Source organism: Caballeronia sp. PC1 (assembly GCF_021353155.1).
Taxonomy (GTDB): Bacteria; Pseudomonadota; Gammaproteobacteria; order Burkholderiales; family Burkholderiaceae; genus Caballeronia; species Caballeronia cordobensis.
The window spans coordinates 119526-139159 of the sequence record NZ_JAJUBH010000002.1; the positions used below are offsets into that span (position 1 = coordinate 119526).

Here is a 19634-nt window from a genome sequence, read left to right on the forward strand (position 1 = left end):
TGGCGAGTGCAGTTAGCAGCGTGGCGAGAAGGGCAATCTTGCGAGGTCGAAATGATGAAAGCAGACTCCCGGAGCAAGCGCAAAGCACTGATCACCCAAACGTGCTGGTTTATCGCGCTTTGGGTATTCGGCGTGGTAGCCACCGTGATTGCGGTTTATCCGCTCAAACTGCTTCTCACGCGCGCCCTGTCTCATTAGAGATCGCGACGGAAGACGCTGCCCCTGGAGGCAGCGATCAATGCATCGACATGCGCGGGTGAGTCCTCGTCGGCTTCCAGAATCAGAACCACCTGACCGGCCGGAAGGCGCGTAAGGATCGACTTCACTGATTCATCGTCCAGAACATCAGATATGAGTTGCTCGGCAATACCCGCAGATGTACCCACGGTGAAGCCTAATAACGCCCCCGCGGGGCCGCCGAGTAAGCCCAGAAGCGTGCCGGTAATGGCTCCGATGACCGGGCCCCAGATCGCTCGCGACTGCGTGGCGAGGACGTTTGTTTTGCCGTCGGGTCCTTTATGCGCCAGTACGCCGCTGTGGATCGTCAGGCCTTCATCTTCGGATGCGAAGCGCTGAATTTCCCGGCTAGCCTGTTCGGCGTTTGCCACGCTCGAAAACGTGGCGATTATCAGATGACTCGACATTCCGACCTCCTCGATTGACGTCACGTGAATTGATAGGGGCGCCGCGGCCGCAATTCATCGGGTATCGGGCGGCCATAGATCTCGAAGACCGACCGCTCAATGTTCCGTGACATGGAATCGAGGGCGAGCGCATTGGGTGCCTCACTGAATGGATTGGCCACCTCACTCGCGATTGCCTCCAATGCGATCAAGGTGTATGAAATGAAAACACAGAGCAGCGGGGTGAAGAACTCCGTGGAGTCCACCAGTCCAAAAGGAAGCAAGACACAATACGCGTAGACGGTACGATGCAGCAACACGCTATAGGCGAACGGAATCGGCGTTGATGCAATGCGCTCGCATCCGCCAACTGACTTTTCAAGCTCGGAAATCTGATTGTCCAGAATAATGAGCCTGGTCATCGTGCTCCCGTCCCGGTCTTCGAGTTGAGCGAGGCGTTCACGCATTGCGCTCAATAGGGCGGCCGGTACGTAGGTTTTCAGTTGCAACGTAGTCTTCTCACAGTCGTCGAGTAATCGGTGAAGGTCGTGCACCGAGTCCGTTCGACGTAACTGATGCTTGAGCGCATAGGGAACAGCGACGATCAAGTTGCAGAAACGGACATGATCCATCTGCGTCGGAAAGTAGGACAGCGTTTGCGAGGCAAGATTGCGACTAGCGATGAGGATGTTGCCCCACAGGTGGCGAGCCTCGTTGAATCTCGCGTAGCTTTCATTGTTCCGAAACGCCAGAAATATCGCCAGCGCAATGCCTAACAGCGTGAACGGGGTCGTGTTCAGCGGGATTTTTTCGCCAAAGATTTTCCCCTGGGTCAGAACTGCAAGGCTACTGATGATCAGCATGAAAACAAGCTGAGGGATAATCGACTGCAGCACTGAGCCGTTCCATACGAAAAGCAAGGTGAACCAGTTTTGATTCGGTCGGACAATCATGAATGCTCTCAACAGGCGAATAGGTCGGGAGTTGATCGCTTTGGCCGGACTGATCGCGTTCGTCCGGCCCAACGCCACGCTTGGTTCCAGGAGAACGGCTTAGTGATATCCGGCGTCGCCCTCACGGACTTTTCCACGAAACACCCGGTATTGCATCGCGTTGTAGACCAGAATGACCGGCAGGACGATAGCTGTTCCGACCAGGGTAAACATCTGGCTCGATCGGGTAGCCGACGCCTCCCAGATGGTGAGGGAGGGCGGAACGATGTACGGCCAGATGCTGATGATCAAACCACTGAAGCCGAGGAAGCATATCGCGAGGGTCAGAAGGAAGGGCGTGGCCTCGTGACGTTGTTTGAGGGCGTAGTAAATGCCCCAGGTACAGGCAACAACCAGGATCGGCACCGGTGCGAAATATTTCGTGTTGCCGCTCCCGAACCAGCGTGCCTCCACCCTTGGAAGTCCCAGCACCGTCCAGATGCTGACAACGACTATCGTGCCAAACAAGACGGCAACCAACGGTTTCATCACTGCGCGCATCTTGCTTTGCATTTCGCCGTCGGTCTTCATGATGAGCCAGCCGCATCCCAACGTCGCGTAGGTGGTCATCAGGCCGAAACCGCAGAACAGGCTGAACGGCGAGAGCCAGTCGAAAGGTGCGCCTGCGAAGCGACCGTCGACGATCTTGATACCTTGCAAGAGCGAACCCAAAACGATGCCCTGACATAACGATGCAAGAGCCGATCCGCCAATGAAGGCGAGATCCCAGGCATGCTGGGTTCGCCGAGCTTTTGCCCGGAGCTCGAACGCCGCGCCTCTGAAGATCAAACCGATCACCATCAGGATGAGCGGCATGTAGTTCGCGGGAAGCAGCGTCGAATATACGATCGGGAAGGCGCCGTACAGACCGGCTCCGCCTAACACGAGGAAGGTCTCGTTGCCGTCCCAGACTGGAGCGACGGTATTGAGCATGACTTCCCGTTCGCCCTTGCTTTCGAAGAACGGGAATAGCAGACCGATGCCGAGATCGAATCCGTCGAGGATGACATAAATAAAGACGGCGAGGCCGATGATGAGCGCCCAGACAATCGGAAGATCGAGTTGCATTTATTGTTCTCCCTCGAGTGCGTCGAGCGGACGGTTTCGAAGCACAGGGTGCCGCAGATGCGCCCACTGATCGACCACGGCATTCGGTCCACGCTTCATCATCTTGAGCATGTAGTAGATGCCAACACCGAACACCAGAAAGTAGACCATCACGAACATCAGAAGGGATACGCCTGCCTGCTGAGCGCCGATCGGAGATACCGAATCGATCGTTCGAAGGACGCCATAAACCGTCCACGGCTGTCTCCCAACCTCGGTGGTAATCCACCCTGCCAATAACGCTACGATGCCTGAAGGCCCCATGCAGAATACAAAGCCGTGAAACCAGCGAGCCTCATACAGCCGTCCCTGGAACCGGAGAAACAAGGCGATTAGCGCGGTTAGCAGCATGAGCATGCCAAGGCCCGCCATCAACCGAAAGGTCCAGAATATGATGGGCGAATAAGGTCGATCTTCCTTCTTGAATTCCTTCAGTCCGCGGATCTCGCCGGTCCAGCTATGGGTGAGAATAAGACTGCCCAGATGCGGTATCGAGATTGCGTAACGCGTGACCTCGGCGTCCATATCGGGAAGCCCCACGAGGTTCAGGGCAGTGCCGCCTTTTTCCGTTTCCCACAGGCCTTCGATAGCTGCGATCTTCGCTGGCTGATGCTCACGCGTGTTCAGCCCGTGTGCGTCACCGACCACGATCTGGAGGGGCGCGAGGAGCAGCAAGATCCAGAGGGCCATCGAAAAGCTGCGCTTGACGGGCTCGTCGGCACGGCCGTTTCTTAGATGCCAGGCGCCGCACGCGGCAATGATGAACGCGGCAACGATGAAGGCCGCGATCGTCATGTGCGCGAGTCGATACGGAAACGAAGGATTGAAAATGACTTTGAGCCAGTCGGTGGGCACGATGCGGCCGTTGACGATGGCAAACCCTTGAGGGGTGTGCATGAAGCTGTTGGAGGCGAGGATCCAGAACGTCGAAATCAGCGTTCCAACGGCCACCATGAGCGTCGCAAAGAAATGCGCGCGCGGCCCGACACGGTTCCATCCAAAAAGCATGACACCCAGAAATCCGGCTTCGAGAAAGAACGCGGTCAGGACCTCGTAAGTGAGAAGCGGTCCGGTGATGTTTCCCGCGACATCGGAGAAACCGCTCCAGTTGGTCCCGAATTCGTAGGCCATCACGACGCCCGACACCACGCCCATGCCAAAGCCGACTGCGAAAATGCGGGACCAGAAGTGGAACATCTCCCTGTAAGCGACGTCGCCGGTTGCAAGCCATCTCCACTCCAGTACCGCGAGGAAGCTGGCCATACCGATGCTGATCGCAGGAAAAACGATATGGAACGATACGGTGAATGCGAATTGCAATCTCGCAAGATGAAAGGCGTCGAAAATATCCATTGGGCGCGGCTCCATTGGCATGATGCGAGGTCACAACTCAGGCGATGAACTCCAGGGACGTCGTCTCGTGCCGAGACGCGGCGAATCTGATTCGTTGTCTAAGCAATTGTCTTTAGACGCTGCTGCTTCAGCATGTCAGGGCGCGGTCGCCTCCGAACGCCGCACGCGCACCGGCACGGACTTGTATGAGGGCGTTCCGCTTTCCTTATCGATGTAATCCAGCGGAACGAGGACATTCGCCTCCGGGTAGTAAGCGGCGACCGAGCCTGGAGCGATCTTGTATTCAATCGCTGTTATCCCTTTTAGCGTTAGTGTCCGGTCGGTGCAGATCGTCTCGACGTCGACGACATCGCCATGTTCGAGGCCAAGTGCAGCTAAATCGGCTTCGTTCATGAAGAGTATGTCGCGTCTCCCGAACACGCCGCGATAGCGATCATCCATTGCGTAGATCGTGGTGTTGTATTGATCGTGGCTACGGATGGTAATCAGGCGCAGCACGCCTTCGGCGCCGAGAACGTCGGCATCCTCCTTGACGCCCTGGTAGATCGAAAACTCGGCTTTGCCTGAGGGCGTGGGCCAAACACGTTCGGTAGGCGGGAGGGGGAGCCTGAAGCCACCGGGGACGCGTATCCGTGCATTGAACGCTTCGAATCCGGGAATGGTTCGTTCGATGGCATCGCGGATCTTGTCGTAATCCGCGATGAGTTCGTCCCACTTGACCTTGCTCGCTGGCAGGGTCGCTTTCGCCATGCCGGCAACAATCGCGGGCTCGGAGCGCAGGAATTCGGATGCAGGCGTCAACTTGCCCGAGGACGCATGGACCATCGACATCGAGTCCTCGACGGTGATCGACTGGCGGCCGCTGGCCTGCATATCGAGCTCTGTCCGGCCCAGGCACGGCAGCACGTAGGTTTCTTTTCCGACCAGGAGATGGGTTCGATTAAGCTTGGTGCCGATGTGAACGCTGAGATCGAGCTCTCTCATGGCGGGAAAGGCCACGTCGGAGTCCGGCAGGGCGACAGCGAAGTTGCCGCCCAGGCAGACGAGCGCTTTGGATTTTCGCTCGATCATGGCCTGCATCGCCTGCACGGCATCGTGACCGTGCGCCTGCGGTGGCGAAAAGCCAAAAAGGGATTCTATGCTGCTGAGAAACGCGGTAGACGGCTTTTCCGTGATCCCGACGGTTCGATTTCCCTGCACATTGGAGTGCCCTCTGAGTGGGCAAATTCCGGCCCCGGGCTTGCCGAAGTTTCCCTTCAGCAACAGCAGGTCAGCGATCAGCCTGACGCTTGCTGTTCCCCGGTTATGCTGGGTGATTCCCATGCCGTAGGTAACGATCGTCGCCTTCGACTTTGCATAGGCGAGCGCGACCTGCTCCAGCCCCGGCCGATTGAGTCCGCTCGCTTTCTCGATATCGGCCCATTCCGTCGCTTCGATATCCTGCTTGAACGCCTCGAAGTTGTTGGTGTGTTGGGCGATGAAATCGTGATCGAGCACGTTTCCTTCTTCCGCATCCATCGCCAGCAATGCCTTGATGACGCCCTTGATCGCGGCCGCGTCGCCGCCGGCGTCTACCTGATAGTAGGTCGAAGCGATTCTCGTCGAACTGAAGGTTGCCATTTCGATGGCATCCTGGGGATCGGCGAAGCGTTCGAGCGCGCGTTCCCGCAACGGATTGAAGACGATGATCGGCACGTTGCGCCGGGAGGCCTCGTGAAGCGTGCCCATCATGCGAGGATGGTTCGTACCGGGATTGTGCCCAATGGATATGATGAGCTCTGCTACGTCGAAATCTTCCAGCGAGACTGTCCCCTTACCAATGCCGATGGATTGCGGGAGTCCGACGCTTGTCGGCTCGTGACACATGTTCGAGCAGTCGGGGAAATTGTTTGTGCCATGCTCGCGCGCAAACAATTGAAACAGGTAGGCCGCTTCGTTTGACGCTCGGCCCGACGTGTAGAACTCGGCTTCATCGGGAGACAGATTGCGAAGAACTTCTCCGATGCGGTGGAACGCATCGTCCCAGGCAACCGGGAGAAATTTGTCGCTTGCCCGATCGTACACGAGCGGGTGCGTCAGTCTTCCCATTCCTTCCAGTTCGAAATCGGTCAAGCCGCGTAAGGAGGTGACAGTATTCGCGGCAAAGAACTCGGGGCCGACGCGCTTGGTGGTCGCCTCCCAGGTGACGGCCTTCGCTCCGTTCTCGCAAAACTGAAACGTAGACCGGTGCTCCTTGTCAGGCCATGCGCATCCCGGGCAATCGAACCCATCAGGCTGATTGGTGCGCATCAGCGTGATAGGTGCCTCGACCGTCTCCATCTGAGTTCTCACAGCTTGTGCCGTGGCCTTCAGCGCCCCCCAGCCACCCGCGGGCGAATCGTACGGACGAACACCTGGTACCTCTCTTTTTGCCATGCCGGCCTCCGAAGGGATGCGGATAAGAATTGCGGTCGTTGCTGCCAAAGCGATCCGGCGCCGCGCATTCAAGAACGCGTTCAGGTTTCCTGTGTGCGCTTATGACGGAGTTATTCGAATCGAATTCAGCGTGACAAGAGATGAGTCATTGTAGGTGGTGTCACTATGCCTGGTGCGATGTGCTAAACGATGCTAAGTATCGTCAACAACTTGGTCGTAATGTTTTATTGAATACAACGAATAAGGAGGTCAGGCAGTAAGGGCGTGAGGCGGGGCTTGTTTAACGCCTAGGGTCACGCTTGTTGCCATGAATACCACTGATGAGCACTCCCTATTCTGAACGCTGCTACGAGGTTTGTGGCAGAAAATTCGGAACGACATTCCTCAGAATCGAGACGATCGTGCGCACTCGCTGCGGTACGGGACGTTGGGCCTGGATCAGCAGATTCAAATCCAGCGGGACGATCTGGAAGCCGGGGAGCAGTTTCACCAGATCGCCGTTTTCTAGTGCTTCTATACAGGCATATTCTTCGAACACGCCAATACCCATGCCGCGACGGACCATTTCAAACGCCGGGCGCCAGTGGCTTGTCTTGATGTCGCTTGGAAAAGGTATGTTCTCGACGACGCCCGAGCCGCTGATCATCGCAATCTGATCCGCTGGGTTGTTGAAGCCGATCAGAGTATGAGAGGCGAGATCACTCGGCGATTCGATGGGAGCGTTCCTGTCAGCGTATGCGCGCGAAGCCACGAGAATCCGGCTCACCTGTCCGAGCGGATAAGCGATGAACGCGCCTTCTCCAAGGTGCCCGATGCGAAATGATATGTCCACCCCCTCGGTGACCAGGTCAACGACCCGGTCATTCAGCGTCAGGCTCAATGGCGTCGGCGGGAAATTGCTTCGGAAGTATTCGATGAGGTGGGGCAGTATCGTCTCTCCGAAGCAATGTGGTGCTGCGATGCGCGTAACGCCGTTTGCGAGTTGTTGATCTCCGGAAATCTCGCTTATCGCCTCGGAAGCGGCCTGAAGGATCGTCTTGCTCCGTTCATAGAATGTCTGGCCCTCGGGCGTGCAACTGAAGGCTCTCGCGCTCCGGAGAAGCAAGCGGCACCCGACGAACTTCTCAAGCTTCTCGATTCGCTCGCTCACCGTCGACTGGCCGATCTCGAGATCCCGCGCTGCATCGGAGATGCTCGCGCGTTCAACCACCCGCACATAAATACGCATGCTCTCGATGAGATTCATCTACAAGGCCCTCCCGTATCTCCTTGTGCGGGAGCGCGGCGAGAGTCCGCCTGATTGCCTGGAAGCGCGGCACGGTTGTCTTCTTGCAGCCGGACAGCGGCGTATCTGTTGTGCATGTTCATTACCTATCAGCTATTTGGATTGCTTCCACGATAGGCGCGTTGCTGCTAGCGCATGCATCACAGATTGGGCAGTTTGAATAGAGTACAGTTGTCAAATGCGGTAGAAATCGCTCGCTGTTCCTTTCGCGGGCGACCAAGGTGAACGGCTGACCATCTATTGTCTGAGGTTTGTATGGCGCTGTATGAAAAGCTTGCAGACGACGTGGAAGGGCTCATCCGCGGCGGAGTGTATAAACCGGGTGAGCGCCTGCCATCCGTTAGGGAGTTGAGCAAGCAACACGGCCGGTCCATATCCACGGTGATACGGGCATACCTGCGCCTGGAAAGCAAAGGCTTGATTTCCTCACGACCTCAATCCGGCTTCTACGTGCGTGACAGTTCAGCGAGCGGCGACGACCGGCCGCTTTTGCCGCTCCTTACCTCGACGCCGGTCTCGGTATCCAGCCGTGTGGACGTGAGTAGACTGGTGCTGTCGACGCTACGCAGGATTCAAGTAGACCACGCGGTGCCCTTGGGGTCGCCCTATCCGGATGCCACGCTGTTTCCGTTCGACAAACTCAACCGAATAGCGGCAAAGATTGGCCGTTCACAAAAGATGTGGGGTGTCGGTGATGCGCTGCCACCAGGGAATTACGAACTGATCCGGCAGATTGCGAAGCGTCATCTGGAAGGCGGGCTCCTCGTGGATCCCAATCAGATCATCATCACAGTGGGCGCAACCGAAGCGATCAATCTTGCTTTGCAGGCAATTGCGAATCCTGGCGATACAGTTGCCGTTGAATCGCCCACTTTTTACGCCATGCTGCATGCGATCGAGCGGTTGGGGATGCGGGCCATCGAAGTTCCAACGCATCCGACGCTGGGAATCGACACAGATGCACTGTCTGGCCTGATCGAACGAGAGAATGTGAAGGCGTGCATGCTCATGCCGAACTTCCAGAATCCACTCGGGTTTGAAATGCCGGACGAGAAAAAAGAGGAGTTGATGGCTTTGCTCGGAAAGCATGAAATACCCGTCGTGGAAAATGCGGTCTACAACGAGCTGTATTTCGGAAAGACCACGCCGTCCACGCTAAAAGCGTTTGATAAAAAGGGGTTGGTCGTGACATGCGCCTCCTTTTCAAAGAGTCTGACGGCGGCGTACCGTATTGGTTGGGTGGTCCCAGGCGTGTATCGGGATAAGATTGAAAATCTGAAGTTTCTAAATACGCTGACTTCTCCACCCATTCCGCAAATGGCGATCGCGGAATTTTTGAAGTCGGGAGGGTATGAACGTCATCTCCGGCGCCTGCGGAAGACCTACGCGCATCAGACCAAATTGACACGAGCGTTGATCCATCGATTTTTTCCGTCGGGGACACGGATCTCCGAGCCTCGCGGGGGATACGTCTTGTGGGTGGAGATGCCTGCCAGCGTGGACGCGATGGAGGTCTATCGACAGGCGCTCGAGCGGGGCATCACCGTAGGACCGGGTCACATGTTTTCCATCTTCGAGAAAACATATCGGAACTTTATCCGGATTAACTGTAGTAGTCCGTGGTCTTCGCGAATGGAAGATGCGTTGATGACGGTGGGTAAAATCGTCGCCTATCTCGCTCACTAGGCTTGTGAAGCGTGCGGCGCCGGCGGTCGAGCGCGCCTGCAGATTTTTAGCGCTGTGCCGCCGAGTTGATCGCTTATCGCTGAGCTTCCCGCTTCTCCTGTTCCGCAACCGTGAAGATGGCCTCAGGCATCACTTCGAGGCGAGCCTTTGGAATGGGCACTCCGCTAGCGTCCGAAAACCCATAAGTGCCTTCGTCGATTTTCTGCAGCGCTCGCTGTATATCCTTGATTCGTTGGTCGTTGGCATCGCGCAAGGCTTGATTGGAGACATATTGCTCTCGACGTTGCGCCTCGTCTTCGGATTCCTCGGCTTCGAAGCCATGTTCTTCCTGATACTGCCGTTCGGTTGCAACGGTATTCTCCTCATTGCCAAGGACTTCCTGCTGCAACTGCTCGAGCCGTGATCGTTGCTTCGCGATGAAGTCCGCACTTAGGCCGTCGTCCTGACTCATTACAAGGCCCTCCTGAATGATGAATGAACTGGCGCACTCGCAGCCGAAGTAGCAGCGGTAGGTTACAGTCTAGTGCATACATGTCGGCGACGAATATAACGATCATAGCGCCGAATCAGGCGGATCGACTTGAGCTCCACACAACGACTCGCGATAGTTAGTATGGGCCGAAGAGGCGCGGCCTTGAAGTCGACATCGCGCGCAGCATGGAAATGTCACGCGGCTGGCATCTAGCAGATGGCTAAACGGCCACGGGAACTCGCGCGCGAGTTCGAACCGACGGCGCAGACCATCGTCAACTGGTGCGCGCAGGCTGAGCGTGATGCTGGCCAGGCCGCAGCCTGCGAGAGAATGTCGCTTCCATTTTTAATTGGCGATTCTTTCGAACCTGCCGAACGACGCCTCGTGGGCGAAACGCGATGCTGGCTCCGAAAGCACGATTCACTTGAATCCTCGCCTCGAGTAGAAGCGATCGAGTTCGTTTTTCTTCGGGCGACGTCCTGTGAAAACCTCCACGTATTCGGGAATCCGCATCATGCGGACCGACAGTTCTTCGTTTTGCCGCGCGGAGACGTATCCAATCTGGACGAAGTAGGCCGCTCTGGCACGCACGTCAGCTTGCTTCGGCTCGTAATTGAATCGGATGAACATGGAAGTCAGCGCGGAGATCCGCGCGACATCGTCTTTGGCTAATTCGCCCGCAATCTCCGGAGATTGCTGAGCCCAGCTTCTGATAGCGGCTTCAAACTTCGAATCGAAGATTGCATCATCGAACCAGCAGTCAAAGACGTTCAGCATCGCTTCAGCGATGCTATCAGCGTAGGCCTCGGTACGACTTATCCAGTTTCCGGAGTTCTTTTCTTTCCACTTGGCCAGCAAACGTGAAAGTAGTTCGTTCTTGTCCTTGAAGAACCAATAAAAACTCGTTCGTGAAAGATTGAGCCTCTTCCCCAATGAATGAAGACTAACCGCTTCAACGCCGCCCTCGAGTAAAGCTTCGTAAGCAGCGGCCAGCCACGCGTCGGCGGAGCCACGCGTCGCGTCGGACGTTTTGTCAGTTCGATCGATTGCGTCTTCCATCAAGTCCTTTTGCGGTTGTTCGTGCGACGACTTTCGATGCAGAGCGGTTGCCCCGAATGATGCGCAGACAACTTTAGTGTACCACTCAGTATATCTACTTGACTGGTTGGTACAGTAGTTCTAGTCTCTGCACATAGAACGCTGATGGTCCCCCAACTTATCCAAGAGGCACGCATGTCCACGGATCCGCTCCTCCAGCCCTACACGCTGAAACACGTCACGTTCCGCAATCGCATCATGACGACTTCGCACGAGCCAGCGTATGCCGAAGACGGGATGCCGAAAGAGCGGTACCGTGCATATCACGTTGAGCGAGCGCGAGCCGGAATCGCGCTGACGATGACGGCGGGCTCGGCCGCGGTCTCCAAAGACAGCCCGCCCGTGTTCAACAACATCCTGGCTTATAAGGACGAAGTGGTGCCGTGGATGAAGGATCTGGTGGACGAGTGCCACGAGCACGGGGCGAAGGTGATGATTCAGTTGACTCACTTGGGACGGCGTACCCGTTGGGACAAGGGTGACTGGTTACCGGCATTGTCCCCATCGCACAACCGGGAGCCCGCACACCGAGCGTTCCCGAAGAAAGTAGAAGAATGGGACATTGACCGAATCGTCAAGGACTTCGCCGATGCGGCTGACCGGATGAAGGCGGCAGGGCTCGACGGCCTCGAGATCGAGTCCTACGGCCACTTGATGGATCAGTTTTGGTCTCCGCTGACGAACACCCTCGACGCACCTTACGGTGGCTCACTCGAGAATCGCCTGCGTTTTACCTTCGACGTCTTTCGAGCGATTCGGGAACGCGTTGGAGAGAAGTTTCTCCTCGGGATTCGCTACACGGCAGATGAAACCATTGCGGGTGGCATTACGAAGGAGGAGGGCATCGAGATTTCAAAGCGACTCAAGAGCAGTGGCCTTGTCGATTTTCTCAATGTCATCCGTGGTCACCTTGAGACTGATGCGGGATTGACCGACATCATTCCGATCATGGGAATGAAGAGCGCGGTTCACCTCGATTTCGCCGGGGAGATTCGCAAGGAAACGGAATTCCCGACGTTCCACGCGGCCCGGATTCAAGATGTCGCAACGGCGCGCTATGCGATCGAGGCCGGAAAGGTCGATATGATCGGCATGACGCGCGCGCACATGACGGACCCGCATATCGTGCGAAAAATCATCGAGAAGCGTGAGGACGACATTCGTCCTTGCGTCGGTGCGAATTATTGCCTGGATCGTATCTATCAGGGCGGCATGGCGCTGTGCATTCACAACGCGGCGACCGGTCGTGAGCTCGAGATGCCTCAAACCATCCAGCCCGCCGCAAAACGGCGCAAAGTGGTGATCGTCGGGGCGGGACCGGCAGGGCTAGAGGCTGCGCGAGTTGCCGCCGAGCGTGGGCACGACGTTGTAGTTTTTGAAGCCATGAACGATCCCGGCGGACAGATTCGGTTGACAGCGCAGAACGTCCGTCGAAAAGAAATGATCGGGATAATCGATTGGCGCATGGCGCAGTGCGAAAAGCGTGGCGTGCGCTTTGTTTTCAACACGTTCGCGGACGCTGAAACCGTGAACTCGGAAAATCCAGATGTCGTCATCGTTGCGACTGGCGGCATGCCTCACACGGAGGTCTGCATCGAAGGGAACGAGCACGTGATTTCCTCCTGGGACATCATCTCGGGCGACGTCAAGCCAGGCGCAAATGTCCTCATTTTCGACGATGCCGGCGACCACGCTGCGTTGCAGGCTGCCGAGACCATTGCTCAGGCCGGCGGCAAGGTCGAGATCATGACGCCGGATCGCACTTTTTCGCCTGAAGTGATGAGCATGAACCTCGTACCGTACATGCGCTCGTTACAGAAGCTTGCGACGAAGTTCACCGTGACCTATCGACTCGAATCGGTGCGTCGTGAAGGAGCGGATTTGATAGCGACGATTGGAAGTGACTACGGCGGCATCCGGAAGGAAGAGCGTTACGATCAGATCGTGGTGAATCACGGGACTATTCCGATGGATGAACTCTACTTCGAGCTCAAACCGCTTTCTACAAACCTCGGGGCCGTGAACTACGACGACCTCATCGACGGCAAGCCCCAAGTTGAGTGCAAGAATCCGGAGGGCAGGTATCAACTGTTTCGCATTGGCGACGCAGTGTCTGCGCGCAACACACACGCGGCTATCTACGACGCGCTGCGACTGACTAAGGACCTTTAACGCATCGGGCCGAAATGCGAGGCGACAGGTGACTTCATGGACGATCCCGTCGCCTCGCGGGTTGTCCCTTTGCGAACTTATGCCTTCTTCTTTGATGCTTCCGGCATAGTCGGCCACATTTTTCGGCGTGCAAAGAATCGTTCGAGCTCGCGTTCTGTCGGCTTTACGGACGTGAATAGCTGAGCGTATGCGGAAATCCTGGACATGCGCAGCGTCATCGGATCATTCGGTTGTGATGCGAGATACCCTAATTGCGTGTAATACATCGCGCGAGCTCGCACGTCCGCATCGGCATGCTCGTACTCGAACCGCTCGAACATGGCGACAAGCGCCGCGATTCGTCTTTCGTCATCGTCCGCGGTTTCTCGAGCCACCTCCGGAGATTGCTGAGCCCAACTGCGCATGGCGGCTTCGTAGCGAGAATCGAAGATTGAGTCGTCAAACCAGCAGTCGGTTACGTTCAGGACAGCCTCATTGATCGTCTCGGCGTACGCCTGGGTTCTCTCGATCCAGTTCCCTGTGTTTTTCGCCTTCCACCGGTTGAGTAGCGCCGCCAAGAGTTCTTCGCGATCTTTGAAAAACCAGTAGAAGCTCGTGCGCGAAAGATTCAGTTTCTTAGCGAGCGGAAGAATGCGAACCGAGTCGATGCCTCCCTCGAGGAGGTTATCGTAAGCAGCGTCGAGCCAAGTTTCGGGAGAGCTGCGGTTTGTGTCCACAATCTGGTCCATCTGAAAATCCTCATACGAATCGGAAGCGCTCGATTTTTGAGCGCATTACACATTCAAAGAGTAACCGGAAATCGGCCGATTGCACAGAACGCATACACGAGTGTTTCTACGGTTGACAATGCTGTACAGAACGTGCACTAATCAACGAGACAGTCACGCCACTATGGTCACGGAGAAACGTAATGAGCAAAGTTTTGATTATTGGCGCTACCGGCACGATCGGGAGGGCCGCTGTGGGTGCGTTGGCCGGCCGTCATGATGTCGTCGAGGTTGGCGCGACTAGGGGCTCGCATCGGGTGAACTTCAAAGATCCCTCCGACGTGACACGCCTCTTCGAATCGATTGGACGAGTGGACCACGTCGTGACCGCGGCGGGCAACGTGCACTTTGGATCACTCGCGGAGACCACCGTGGAGCAGTTTTGGACCGGGTTGACCGACAAACTTATGGGACAGGTCAACGTGGTGCTCATCGGTCAGTCGTGGGTGAATGACGGAGGCTCTTTTACCCTGACAAGCGGCATAACGGCGGATCAACCCGTCCGCGACGGGACCAACGCGGCGACGGTGAATAAAGCTTTAGAAGGCTTTGCGCTCGGCGCTTCGATCGATCTAAAACGCGGTCTTCGCATCAACGTCGTGAGTCCAACCATGCTCGAAGAATCGGTGCCGTCCTTCGGACCATACTTTCCTGGTTTCGACCCGGTCAGCTCCTCGCGAGTCGGCCTCGCTTACGTCAGAAGCATCGAGGGCGGCGATACCGGACAGGTCTATCGAGTGGGATATTAATCCGACGAATCGTGAGTGAGGCTGGCCTCCGCGGAGATGGGGCCAGCGTTAGCAGGCTTCCTTGCTTCCCTCGTCTTCGACCCGCAACGATTCCTCACTTCTCCGCGGACCTTGATGGACATGGCGCTAACGCGTTTCGTGTCATTCCGGCATGAAACGCAAGCGTCGCGCTCTATGTCGTTTTAAGAAGCCGCTGTAGACATAGCGCACTCTGTATTCCGCTCAAATACCTCATCAAAACCGCCGCGTCGAGCAGTCAAAAAAGAGACCGTCTGGTGTGTGTACACTAGTGTTTGTACGGTTGACAAAGATGTACAACGAGCCTAATCTTCAAATCAACAAAACGACGGATGCAACGGGAGACTCTGCTAGCCGATCGATCGGCGGCAGTACACAACCACACAAGCAGGGGTTGGGATAAGCACGACGAAACTCGTCGGTTGCTGCTGAGCGAGTGAATTAGCGATCTTGGATCGGCGATCGTATTGAATTTAAACAACTTAGTTGTACGTACTTCGACGCGCTTTTGTTTCGAGGAGATCTATCTTGGCTGCAGTACCTAATTTGCATAAACGCATCACGGTGGAACCGCCGCGGACTGAGCCGACGGATTCGGGATGGTATCTGACATCCGGTCCCGCTTTACCGTTGAAGGCTCAAGAAGGCGACGTGTCGTGCGAGTGTCTGGTCATTGGTGCGGGTTGGATGGGATTGCACGCGGCACGCCGATATGCGGAGCTCCGCCCGCAGGCGAAAGTGATTCTTGTGGATGCTGGTCGCATCGGCAACAACGCGTCAGGCCGGTGCATGGGATTTGCGATTGACCTCGCTCACAACCCCCGCAAGCGCGACTTTGTCGAAGATGACCAGGGGAATCGCGACGAACTGCACGTGAATACCGAAGGCATTGCCTATATCAAGAGCGCAGTCGACGAGTTGGGCGTCGACTGTGACTGGGATCCGCAAGGAAAGTATCACAGCGCGGCTTCGCCGTCCGGCGTCCAAGACCTGGTGGAATTCTCAAAAGCGCTCGATCGTCTAGGGCAGAAATACAGTTGGGTCGAGCGTGAGGAAATGCAAGATATCACGGGCAGCAAGCACTACATCAAGGCATTGCATCATCCGGGTACGGTATTGATTCAACCGGCCAAGTATTTAAAGAATGCCGCGCGCAAGCTGCCCTCGAACGTGACGATCTACGAAAACACTGCGGTGCGGTCTGCGCTGTTTGGCAATTCGCATCATCTGTTCGAGACCGCTGCCGGGACCATCAAAGCCAACAAAGTGATTATCTGCACAGCAGGCTATCTGCAGAATTTTGGCTTCTTCCCGAACTCCGCGATTCCGGTCTATACGTTCGCGAGCATGACGCGTCCGTTGACTGACAAGGAGCTTGCGTCGGTGGGTAGCCACCAGACTTACGGCCTGATTCCTGCGAACAGTTTCGGCACAACCGTACGACGGACATTCGACAACCGGCTCTACCTGCGCAACGTGTACTCGTATGCCACGCACTTCAAGACGACCATCGACGATGTGATGAGTGCGAGAAAACATCAACAGGTGTCTTTCGATCGCCGGTGGCCTGAACTGTCCAAGATGGGTTTTGAAGCTAGCTGGGGCGGATTGCTGACTCTGTCGCAAAACGGCGGCATGGCGTGGGGCGAGCTCGCACCGAATGTATACGGCGCAGCGTTCTGCAATGGGACAGGCATTGCCCGTGGCACCGCGTTCGGTAAGGCCGTCGCGGAGCTGGCCGCCGGCATGCGTTCGCGCTCGATCGATATCTTGAAGACAAAGACGCCGCCCAGCCGAGCTTATCCGACTCTGATTACTTCGCTCGGGGTCAAGTTCGTCACGGGCAGCCGGTTCAAAAAGGCCGGCGTTGAAGTTTGAATTTTTTCTTTGGAGAGGAACAAATGGAAAAGGCAAAACTGGCTGGTATCAACCTCGCAATGCAAACCCCGTTTAATGAGGACGGGTCGATCAATCTCAAGGTGTACGAGGAACTGATCGACAAGTATATCGACGCCGGCGTTCACGGCCTTGTGCTCGGTGCGGGTACGGGACAGCATCCGTACCTTACGGAAGCGGAGTGCAACAACTTGTACGAACTCGGTGTTAAGCGTGTGGCGGGGCGTTGTAACGTAATCTGCCAGACCTCTGCGCTGAACGTGGACGAAGTGATCCGACGTTCACGCCATGCCGAGTCGATCGGCGCCGATGCAATCATGGTTCTGCCGCCGTACTTTGAAGGTCCTTCCGACGAAGACAGTCTCTTTTCGTTTTATGAAGATGTCGATGCTGCAGTGAAGGTCGATATCGTCGGCTACAACATTCCGCAATCCACGGGTATCTCCGTTTCGATCGCGTTGCTCAATCGACTTGCAGAACTCCCGCATTTCGCATACATCAAGGACAGCGGCGGCGACTTCGCAATTCATCAGGAATATCTTCAGACGTCGGTCAACGTCCTGAACGGTGCGGACACCATTGCCGCCTATGCGTTCATGGCGGGAGCAGTCGGTGCGATTCAGGGAACCGCGAACTACATGCCGTACGAAGCAGTAGAACTGTACAACCTCATTCAGGAAAAGAAGTTCTCGGAAGCGCTCTCGCTGTGGCAACGCATGCTGCCGTCTATCCTGCTTTTCTGGCAAGGCTACTATGTTCAATCGGTTCTGCGCGCGGCTCAGCTTCGCGGCTTCGGCACCGGGAACGTGCGCAAGCCCCTCCGAGGTATCACGGCCGAGCAAGACGCCGCCATCCAAAAAGCGATTGCCCCGTTGATCAAGTGACCGCGCGGTCGCGGCTCCGGATTAACTAGACTACTCACCCGCTTCCGGGAAGGACAACCGTCATGCGTAAGTTTTGGAAGATGCTCGCAGGCGCGCTTATGTTGAGCTTCGCTCTTAGCGTCAGTGCGGCCGACAATAAAGTCGTCAAGATTGGCACGCTACCGTGGGAGGACACCGTACCGCTGACAGGCATCGCCAAGCGGTTCTTGGAAAAGCAGGGTTTTACGGTGCAGGTCACGACATTCGCGGATTGGGGCATCGCCTTCAGCGCGTTGTCCCGGGGTGATGTTGATCTCATGGTTTCACATATCAACTATGTCACCGCGGACTACTGGAAGCGAAACAAGGACCGGATGGAGAAGGTTTCCACTGCGTCCCACGGTCTCCGGCAAGGTCTTGTCGTGCCGGCTTACATGTCGATTAACTCGATCGAACAGCTGAACTCAATCAAGGACCAGGTTGGCGGGAAAATCATCGGGATCGAAGCCGGGACAGGGGTGATGCAAGAAACGGCGGACGCCGTGAAACAGTACGGTCTGCAGTATCAACTCGTGGAAGGGAGTACGGCAGCGATGATTGCTCAACTCCAGTCGGCGATGGAGCGAAAACAACCCATCGTGACCATGCTGTGGCAGCCGTCGTGGATGGACCAGAAGTTCAAGGTCAAATACCTCGAAGACCCGAAGCATGTTTATCCGCCTCCGCAGACCTACTATTGGATTGCCAAGAAAGGTTGGTCCGCGGCGAATCCTCGCGCGCGCGAAGCGATGGCAAGCATGTTCGTGCCGATTGACGACATCACCCGTATGAATACCGCGGTGAATGACGGCAAGACTATGGATCAGGCTATCGATGGGTGGTGGAAGGACCACACTGACCTCATCAACAGGTGGTCGGTGCTGTCGAACAACTAACGCGCGGGCCGCGATGACGCCGGCATGGCGTCATCGCCGGCGGTCATTCCGACGAGTTTTCTCCGACTTCGGATGGACGTATGAATATGATGAACGAACTTCCCCACGTGAAGCAGGCAACCGCCGTGGAATGCCGCGGAGTATGGAAGATCTTCGGTAGCCAGACTTCAGCTGCCATTGAAGCGGCCAAGAGCGGCCGTTATAACAAGGACGAGCTCCTGGCGAAATTCGGCTGCGTGGCGGCCGTGGCCAATGCTTCGTTCTCGGTCGGCGAAGGCGAAACTTTCTGCATTATCGGTTTGTCAGGAAGCGGAAAATCCACGCTGATTCGACACTTCAATCGCTTGATCGAACCGACGAGCGGCGAGGTCGTTGTCCGCGGTAAGGATATCTGCAAGCTGAAGAACGCGGAGCTTCGTGCGCTTCGCTCCCGATGCATCGGCATGGTGTTTCAGCAGGTTGCGTTGCTCCCTTATCGCACTGTCTTGCAGAACGTCATGCTGCCGCTCGAGGTCCAAGGCGAATCCTCCGTGAGTGCGCGAAGTCGTAGTCAGGCTGCCCTGGACACGGTCGGTCTCGGAAATTGGGCGAATCGCTTCCCGCGTGAGTTGTCGGGCGGGATGCAGCAACGTGTCGGTATTGCAAGGGCGCTTGCCGCTGAGCCTGACGTGCTCCTCATGGATGAACCGTTTAGCGCGCTTGACCCGCTTATTCGCAAGCAGTTGCAGATCGAATTCAAGCAACTGTCCACGAAGCTTAGAAAAACAACCATCTTCATCACGCACGATATCGAGGAAGCGATTCGCATCGGGGACCGCATCGCGATCATGCGCGAGGGGCGGATTATTCAGATCGGCACGCCGGAAGAAATCGCACTGCACCCTGTCGACTCTTACGTCGCAGATTTCATGGAAGGCGTCTCGCGTCTCAAACTCGTCAAGGCTCATTCCATCATGCAGCCTGTGTTGGCCGAGGTGTCGCACGGCGGATCCAGCGTGACGGTCACGGAATACCCCACGGTGAACATCAACGCAAATCTCGAGGAGATGATCGATTTGTCGATCGCCAAGTGTGCGGAAAGGTTGGCGGTAGAACGAAACGGCCAGATCGTCGGAATGGTAAGCCGTGAGAACCTGTTGTGCGCCACGCGCGCTGCGGAGTAAGCCAGTGACGTGCGTCCAAACAGCGACTGAGAGGTCCACG

Annotated in this window: 17 protein-coding genes; 8 read left to right on the forward strand and 9 right to left on the reverse strand. The window is 56.4% G+C overall.

Annotation, left to right across the window (positions count from 1 at the left end; translation table 11 throughout):
* Positions 1-51 precede the first annotated feature (51 nt).
* The gene (locus LY284_RS16375) at positions 52-198 is read left to right on the forward strand and encodes a hypothetical protein (RefSeq protein WP_233387289.1); all 147 of its coding nucleotides are present in this window, start codon (positions 52-54) and stop codon (positions 196-198) included.
* Here the strand turns inward: LY284_RS16375 and LY284_RS16380 are convergent.
* From LY284_RS16380 to LY284_RS16405, 6 genes are all read right to left on the reverse strand, one after another.
* A complete protein-coding gene (locus tag LY284_RS16380; RefSeq protein ID WP_233387290.1) occupies positions 195-644 on the reverse strand; it encodes a DUF1269 domain-containing protein in 450 nt (149 codons plus the stop codon). The genes LY284_RS16375 and LY284_RS16380 overlap by 4 nt on opposite strands.
* A 20-nt stretch (positions 645-664) precedes the next feature.
* Positions 665-1576 carry a bestrophin family protein gene (locus LY284_RS16385; protein WP_233388331.1) on the reverse strand — a complete coding sequence of 304 codons (912 nt, stop codon included), beginning with the start codon at positions 1574-1576 and terminating at the stop codon, positions 665-667.
* Between the two features lie 99 nt (positions 1577-1675).
* Positions 1676-2683 (reverse strand): cytochrome d ubiquinol oxidase subunit II, encoded by a 1008-nt coding sequence (gene cydB, locus LY284_RS16390; protein WP_233387291.1) that lies wholly within the window; start codon positions 2681-2683, stop codon positions 1676-1678.
* The gene (locus tag LY284_RS16395) at positions 2684-4075 is read right to left on the reverse strand and encodes a cytochrome ubiquinol oxidase subunit I (protein ID WP_045453175.1); all 1392 of its coding nucleotides are present in this window, start codon (positions 4073-4075) and stop codon (positions 2684-2686) included.
* Positions 4076-4210: 135 nt separating this feature from the next.
* Positions 4211-6490: an FdhF/YdeP family oxidoreductase gene (locus tag LY284_RS16400; RefSeq protein WP_233387292.1), complete on the reverse strand. Its 2280-nt coding sequence runs from the start codon at positions 6488-6490 to the stop codon at positions 4211-4213.
* Positions 6491-6836: 346 nt separating this feature from the next.
* Positions 6837-7736 (reverse strand): LysR family transcriptional regulator, encoded by a 900-nt coding sequence (locus LY284_RS16405; protein WP_233387293.1) that lies wholly within the window; start codon positions 7734-7736, stop codon positions 6837-6839.
* Between the two features lie 294 nt (positions 7737-8030).
* Here LY284_RS16405 and LY284_RS16410 point away from each other — a divergent pair, with 294 nt between their 5' ends.
* A complete protein-coding gene (locus LY284_RS16410) occupies positions 8031-9461 on the forward strand; it encodes a PLP-dependent aminotransferase family protein (RefSeq protein ID WP_233387294.1) in 1431 nt (476 codons plus the stop codon).
* A gap of 73 nt (positions 9462-9534) precedes the next feature.
* Here the strand turns inward: LY284_RS16410 and LY284_RS16415 are convergent, their stop codons facing one another.
* Together LY284_RS16415 and LY284_RS16420 are read right to left on the reverse strand one after the other, a co-directional pair.
* On the reverse strand, positions 9535-9912 hold the full coding sequence (locus LY284_RS16415) for a TraR/DksA family transcriptional regulator (RefSeq protein ID WP_233387295.1): 378 nt from the start codon (positions 9910-9912) through the stop codon (positions 9535-9537).
* A gap of 441 nt (positions 9913-10353) precedes the next feature.
* Positions 10354-10992, reverse strand: a complete 639-nt coding sequence (locus LY284_RS16420) for a TetR/AcrR family transcriptional regulator (RefSeq protein WP_233387296.1) — start codon at positions 10990-10992, stop codon at positions 10354-10356.
* Positions 10993-11166: 174 nt separating this feature from the next.
* Here LY284_RS16420 and LY284_RS16425 point away from each other — a divergent pair, with 174 nt between their 5' ends.
* Positions 11167-13203, forward strand: a complete 2037-nt coding sequence (locus LY284_RS16425) for an NADH:flavin oxidoreductase (protein ID WP_233387297.1) — start codon at positions 11167-11169, stop codon at positions 13201-13203.
* Between the two features lie 77 nt (positions 13204-13280).
* On the opposite strand, the gene LY284_RS16430 is transcribed toward LY284_RS16425, so the two are convergent.
* Positions 13281-13931, reverse strand: coding sequence for a TetR/AcrR family transcriptional regulator (locus tag LY284_RS16430; protein WP_233387298.1), 651 nt, complete (start codon positions 13929-13931; stop codon positions 13281-13283).
* A 182-nt stretch (positions 13932-14113) separates the two neighbouring features.
* Between LY284_RS16430 and LY284_RS16435 the strand changes: the two genes are divergently transcribed.
* From LY284_RS16435 to LY284_RS16455, 5 genes are all read left to right on the forward strand, one after another.
* The gene (locus LY284_RS16435; RefSeq protein ID WP_233387299.1) at positions 14114-14719 is read left to right on the forward strand and encodes a short chain dehydrogenase; all 606 of its coding nucleotides are present in this window, start codon (positions 14114-14116) and stop codon (positions 14717-14719) included.
* 546 nt (positions 14720-15265) lie between these two features.
* Positions 15266-16615 (forward strand): FAD-binding oxidoreductase, encoded by a 1350-nt coding sequence (locus LY284_RS16440; RefSeq protein WP_233387300.1) that lies wholly within the window; start codon positions 15266-15268, stop codon positions 16613-16615.
* A 23-nt stretch (positions 16616-16638) separates the two neighbouring features.
* Entirely contained in the window at positions 16639-17517 is an 879-nt protein-coding gene (locus tag LY284_RS16445; RefSeq protein WP_233387301.1) for a dihydrodipicolinate synthase family protein, read from the forward strand.
* Between the two features lie 62 nt (positions 17518-17579).
* The gene (locus LY284_RS16450; protein WP_014250392.1) at positions 17580-18431 is read left to right on the forward strand and encodes a glycine betaine ABC transporter substrate-binding protein; all 852 of its coding nucleotides are present in this window, start codon (positions 17580-17582) and stop codon (positions 18429-18431) included.
* An 80-nt stretch (positions 18432-18511) separates the two neighbouring features.
* On the forward strand, positions 18512-19594 hold the full coding sequence (locus tag LY284_RS16455) for a glycine betaine/L-proline ABC transporter ATP-binding protein (RefSeq protein ID WP_233387302.1): 1083 nt from the start codon (positions 18512-18514) through the stop codon (positions 19592-19594).
* Positions 19595-19634: the final 40 nt, after the last annotated feature.

What these genes read in the sequence shown, in the direction of transcription:
- LY284_RS16375 (WP_233387289.1), top strand. Translation starts at nt 52, where the DNA reads ATGATGAAAGCAGACTCCCGGAGCAAGCGCAAAGCACTGATCACCCAA.
- LY284_RS16380 (WP_233387290.1), bottom strand. Translation starts at nt 644, where the DNA reads ATGTCGAGTCATCTGATAATCGCCACGTTTTCGAGCGTGGCAAACGCC.
- LY284_RS16385 (WP_233388331.1), bottom strand. Translation starts at nt 1,576, where the DNA reads ATGATTGTCCGACCGAATCAAAACTGGTTCACCTTGCTTTTCGTATGG.
- cydB (WP_233387291.1), bottom strand. Translation starts at nt 2,683, where the DNA reads ATGCAACTCGATCTTCCGATTGTCTGGGCGCTCATCATCGGCCTCGCC.
- LY284_RS16395 (WP_045453175.1), bottom strand. Translation starts at nt 4,075, where the DNA reads ATGGATATTTTCGACGCCTTTCATCTTGCGAGATTGCAATTCGCATTC.
- LY284_RS16400 (WP_233387292.1), bottom strand. Translation starts at nt 6,490, where the DNA reads ATGGCAAAAAGAGAGGTACCAGGTGTTCGTCCGTACGATTCGCCCGCG.
- LY284_RS16405 (WP_233387293.1), bottom strand. Translation starts at nt 7,736, where the DNA reads ATGAATCTCATCGAGAGCATGCGTATTTATGTGCGGGTGGTTGAACGC.
- LY284_RS16410 (WP_233387294.1), top strand. Translation starts at nt 8,031, where the DNA reads ATGGCGCTGTATGAAAAGCTTGCAGACGACGTGGAAGGGCTCATCCGC.
- LY284_RS16415 (WP_233387295.1), bottom strand. Translation starts at nt 9,912, where the DNA reads ATGAGTCAGGACGACGGCCTAAGTGCGGACTTCATCGCGAAGCAACGA.
- LY284_RS16420 (WP_233387296.1), bottom strand. Translation starts at nt 10,992, where the DNA reads ATGGAAGACGCAATCGATCGAACTGACAAAACGTCCGACGCGACGCGT.
- LY284_RS16425 (WP_233387297.1), top strand. Translation starts at nt 11,167, where the DNA reads ATGTCCACGGATCCGCTCCTCCAGCCCTACACGCTGAAACACGTCACG.
- LY284_RS16430 (WP_233387298.1), bottom strand. Translation starts at nt 13,931, where the DNA reads ATGGACCAGATTGTGGACACAAACCGCAGCTCTCCCGAAACTTGGCTC.
- LY284_RS16435 (WP_233387299.1), top strand. Translation starts at nt 14,114, where the DNA reads ATGAGCAAAGTTTTGATTATTGGCGCTACCGGCACGATCGGGAGGGCC.
- LY284_RS16445 (WP_233387301.1), top strand. Translation starts at nt 16,639, where the DNA reads ATGGAAAAGGCAAAACTGGCTGGTATCAACCTCGCAATGCAAACCCCG.
- LY284_RS16450 (WP_014250392.1), top strand. Translation starts at nt 17,580, where the DNA reads ATGCGTAAGTTTTGGAAGATGCTCGCAGGCGCGCTTATGTTGAGCTTC.
- LY284_RS16455 (WP_233387302.1), top strand. Translation starts at nt 18,512, where the DNA reads ATGAATATGATGAACGAACTTCCCCACGTGAAGCAGGCAACCGCCGTG.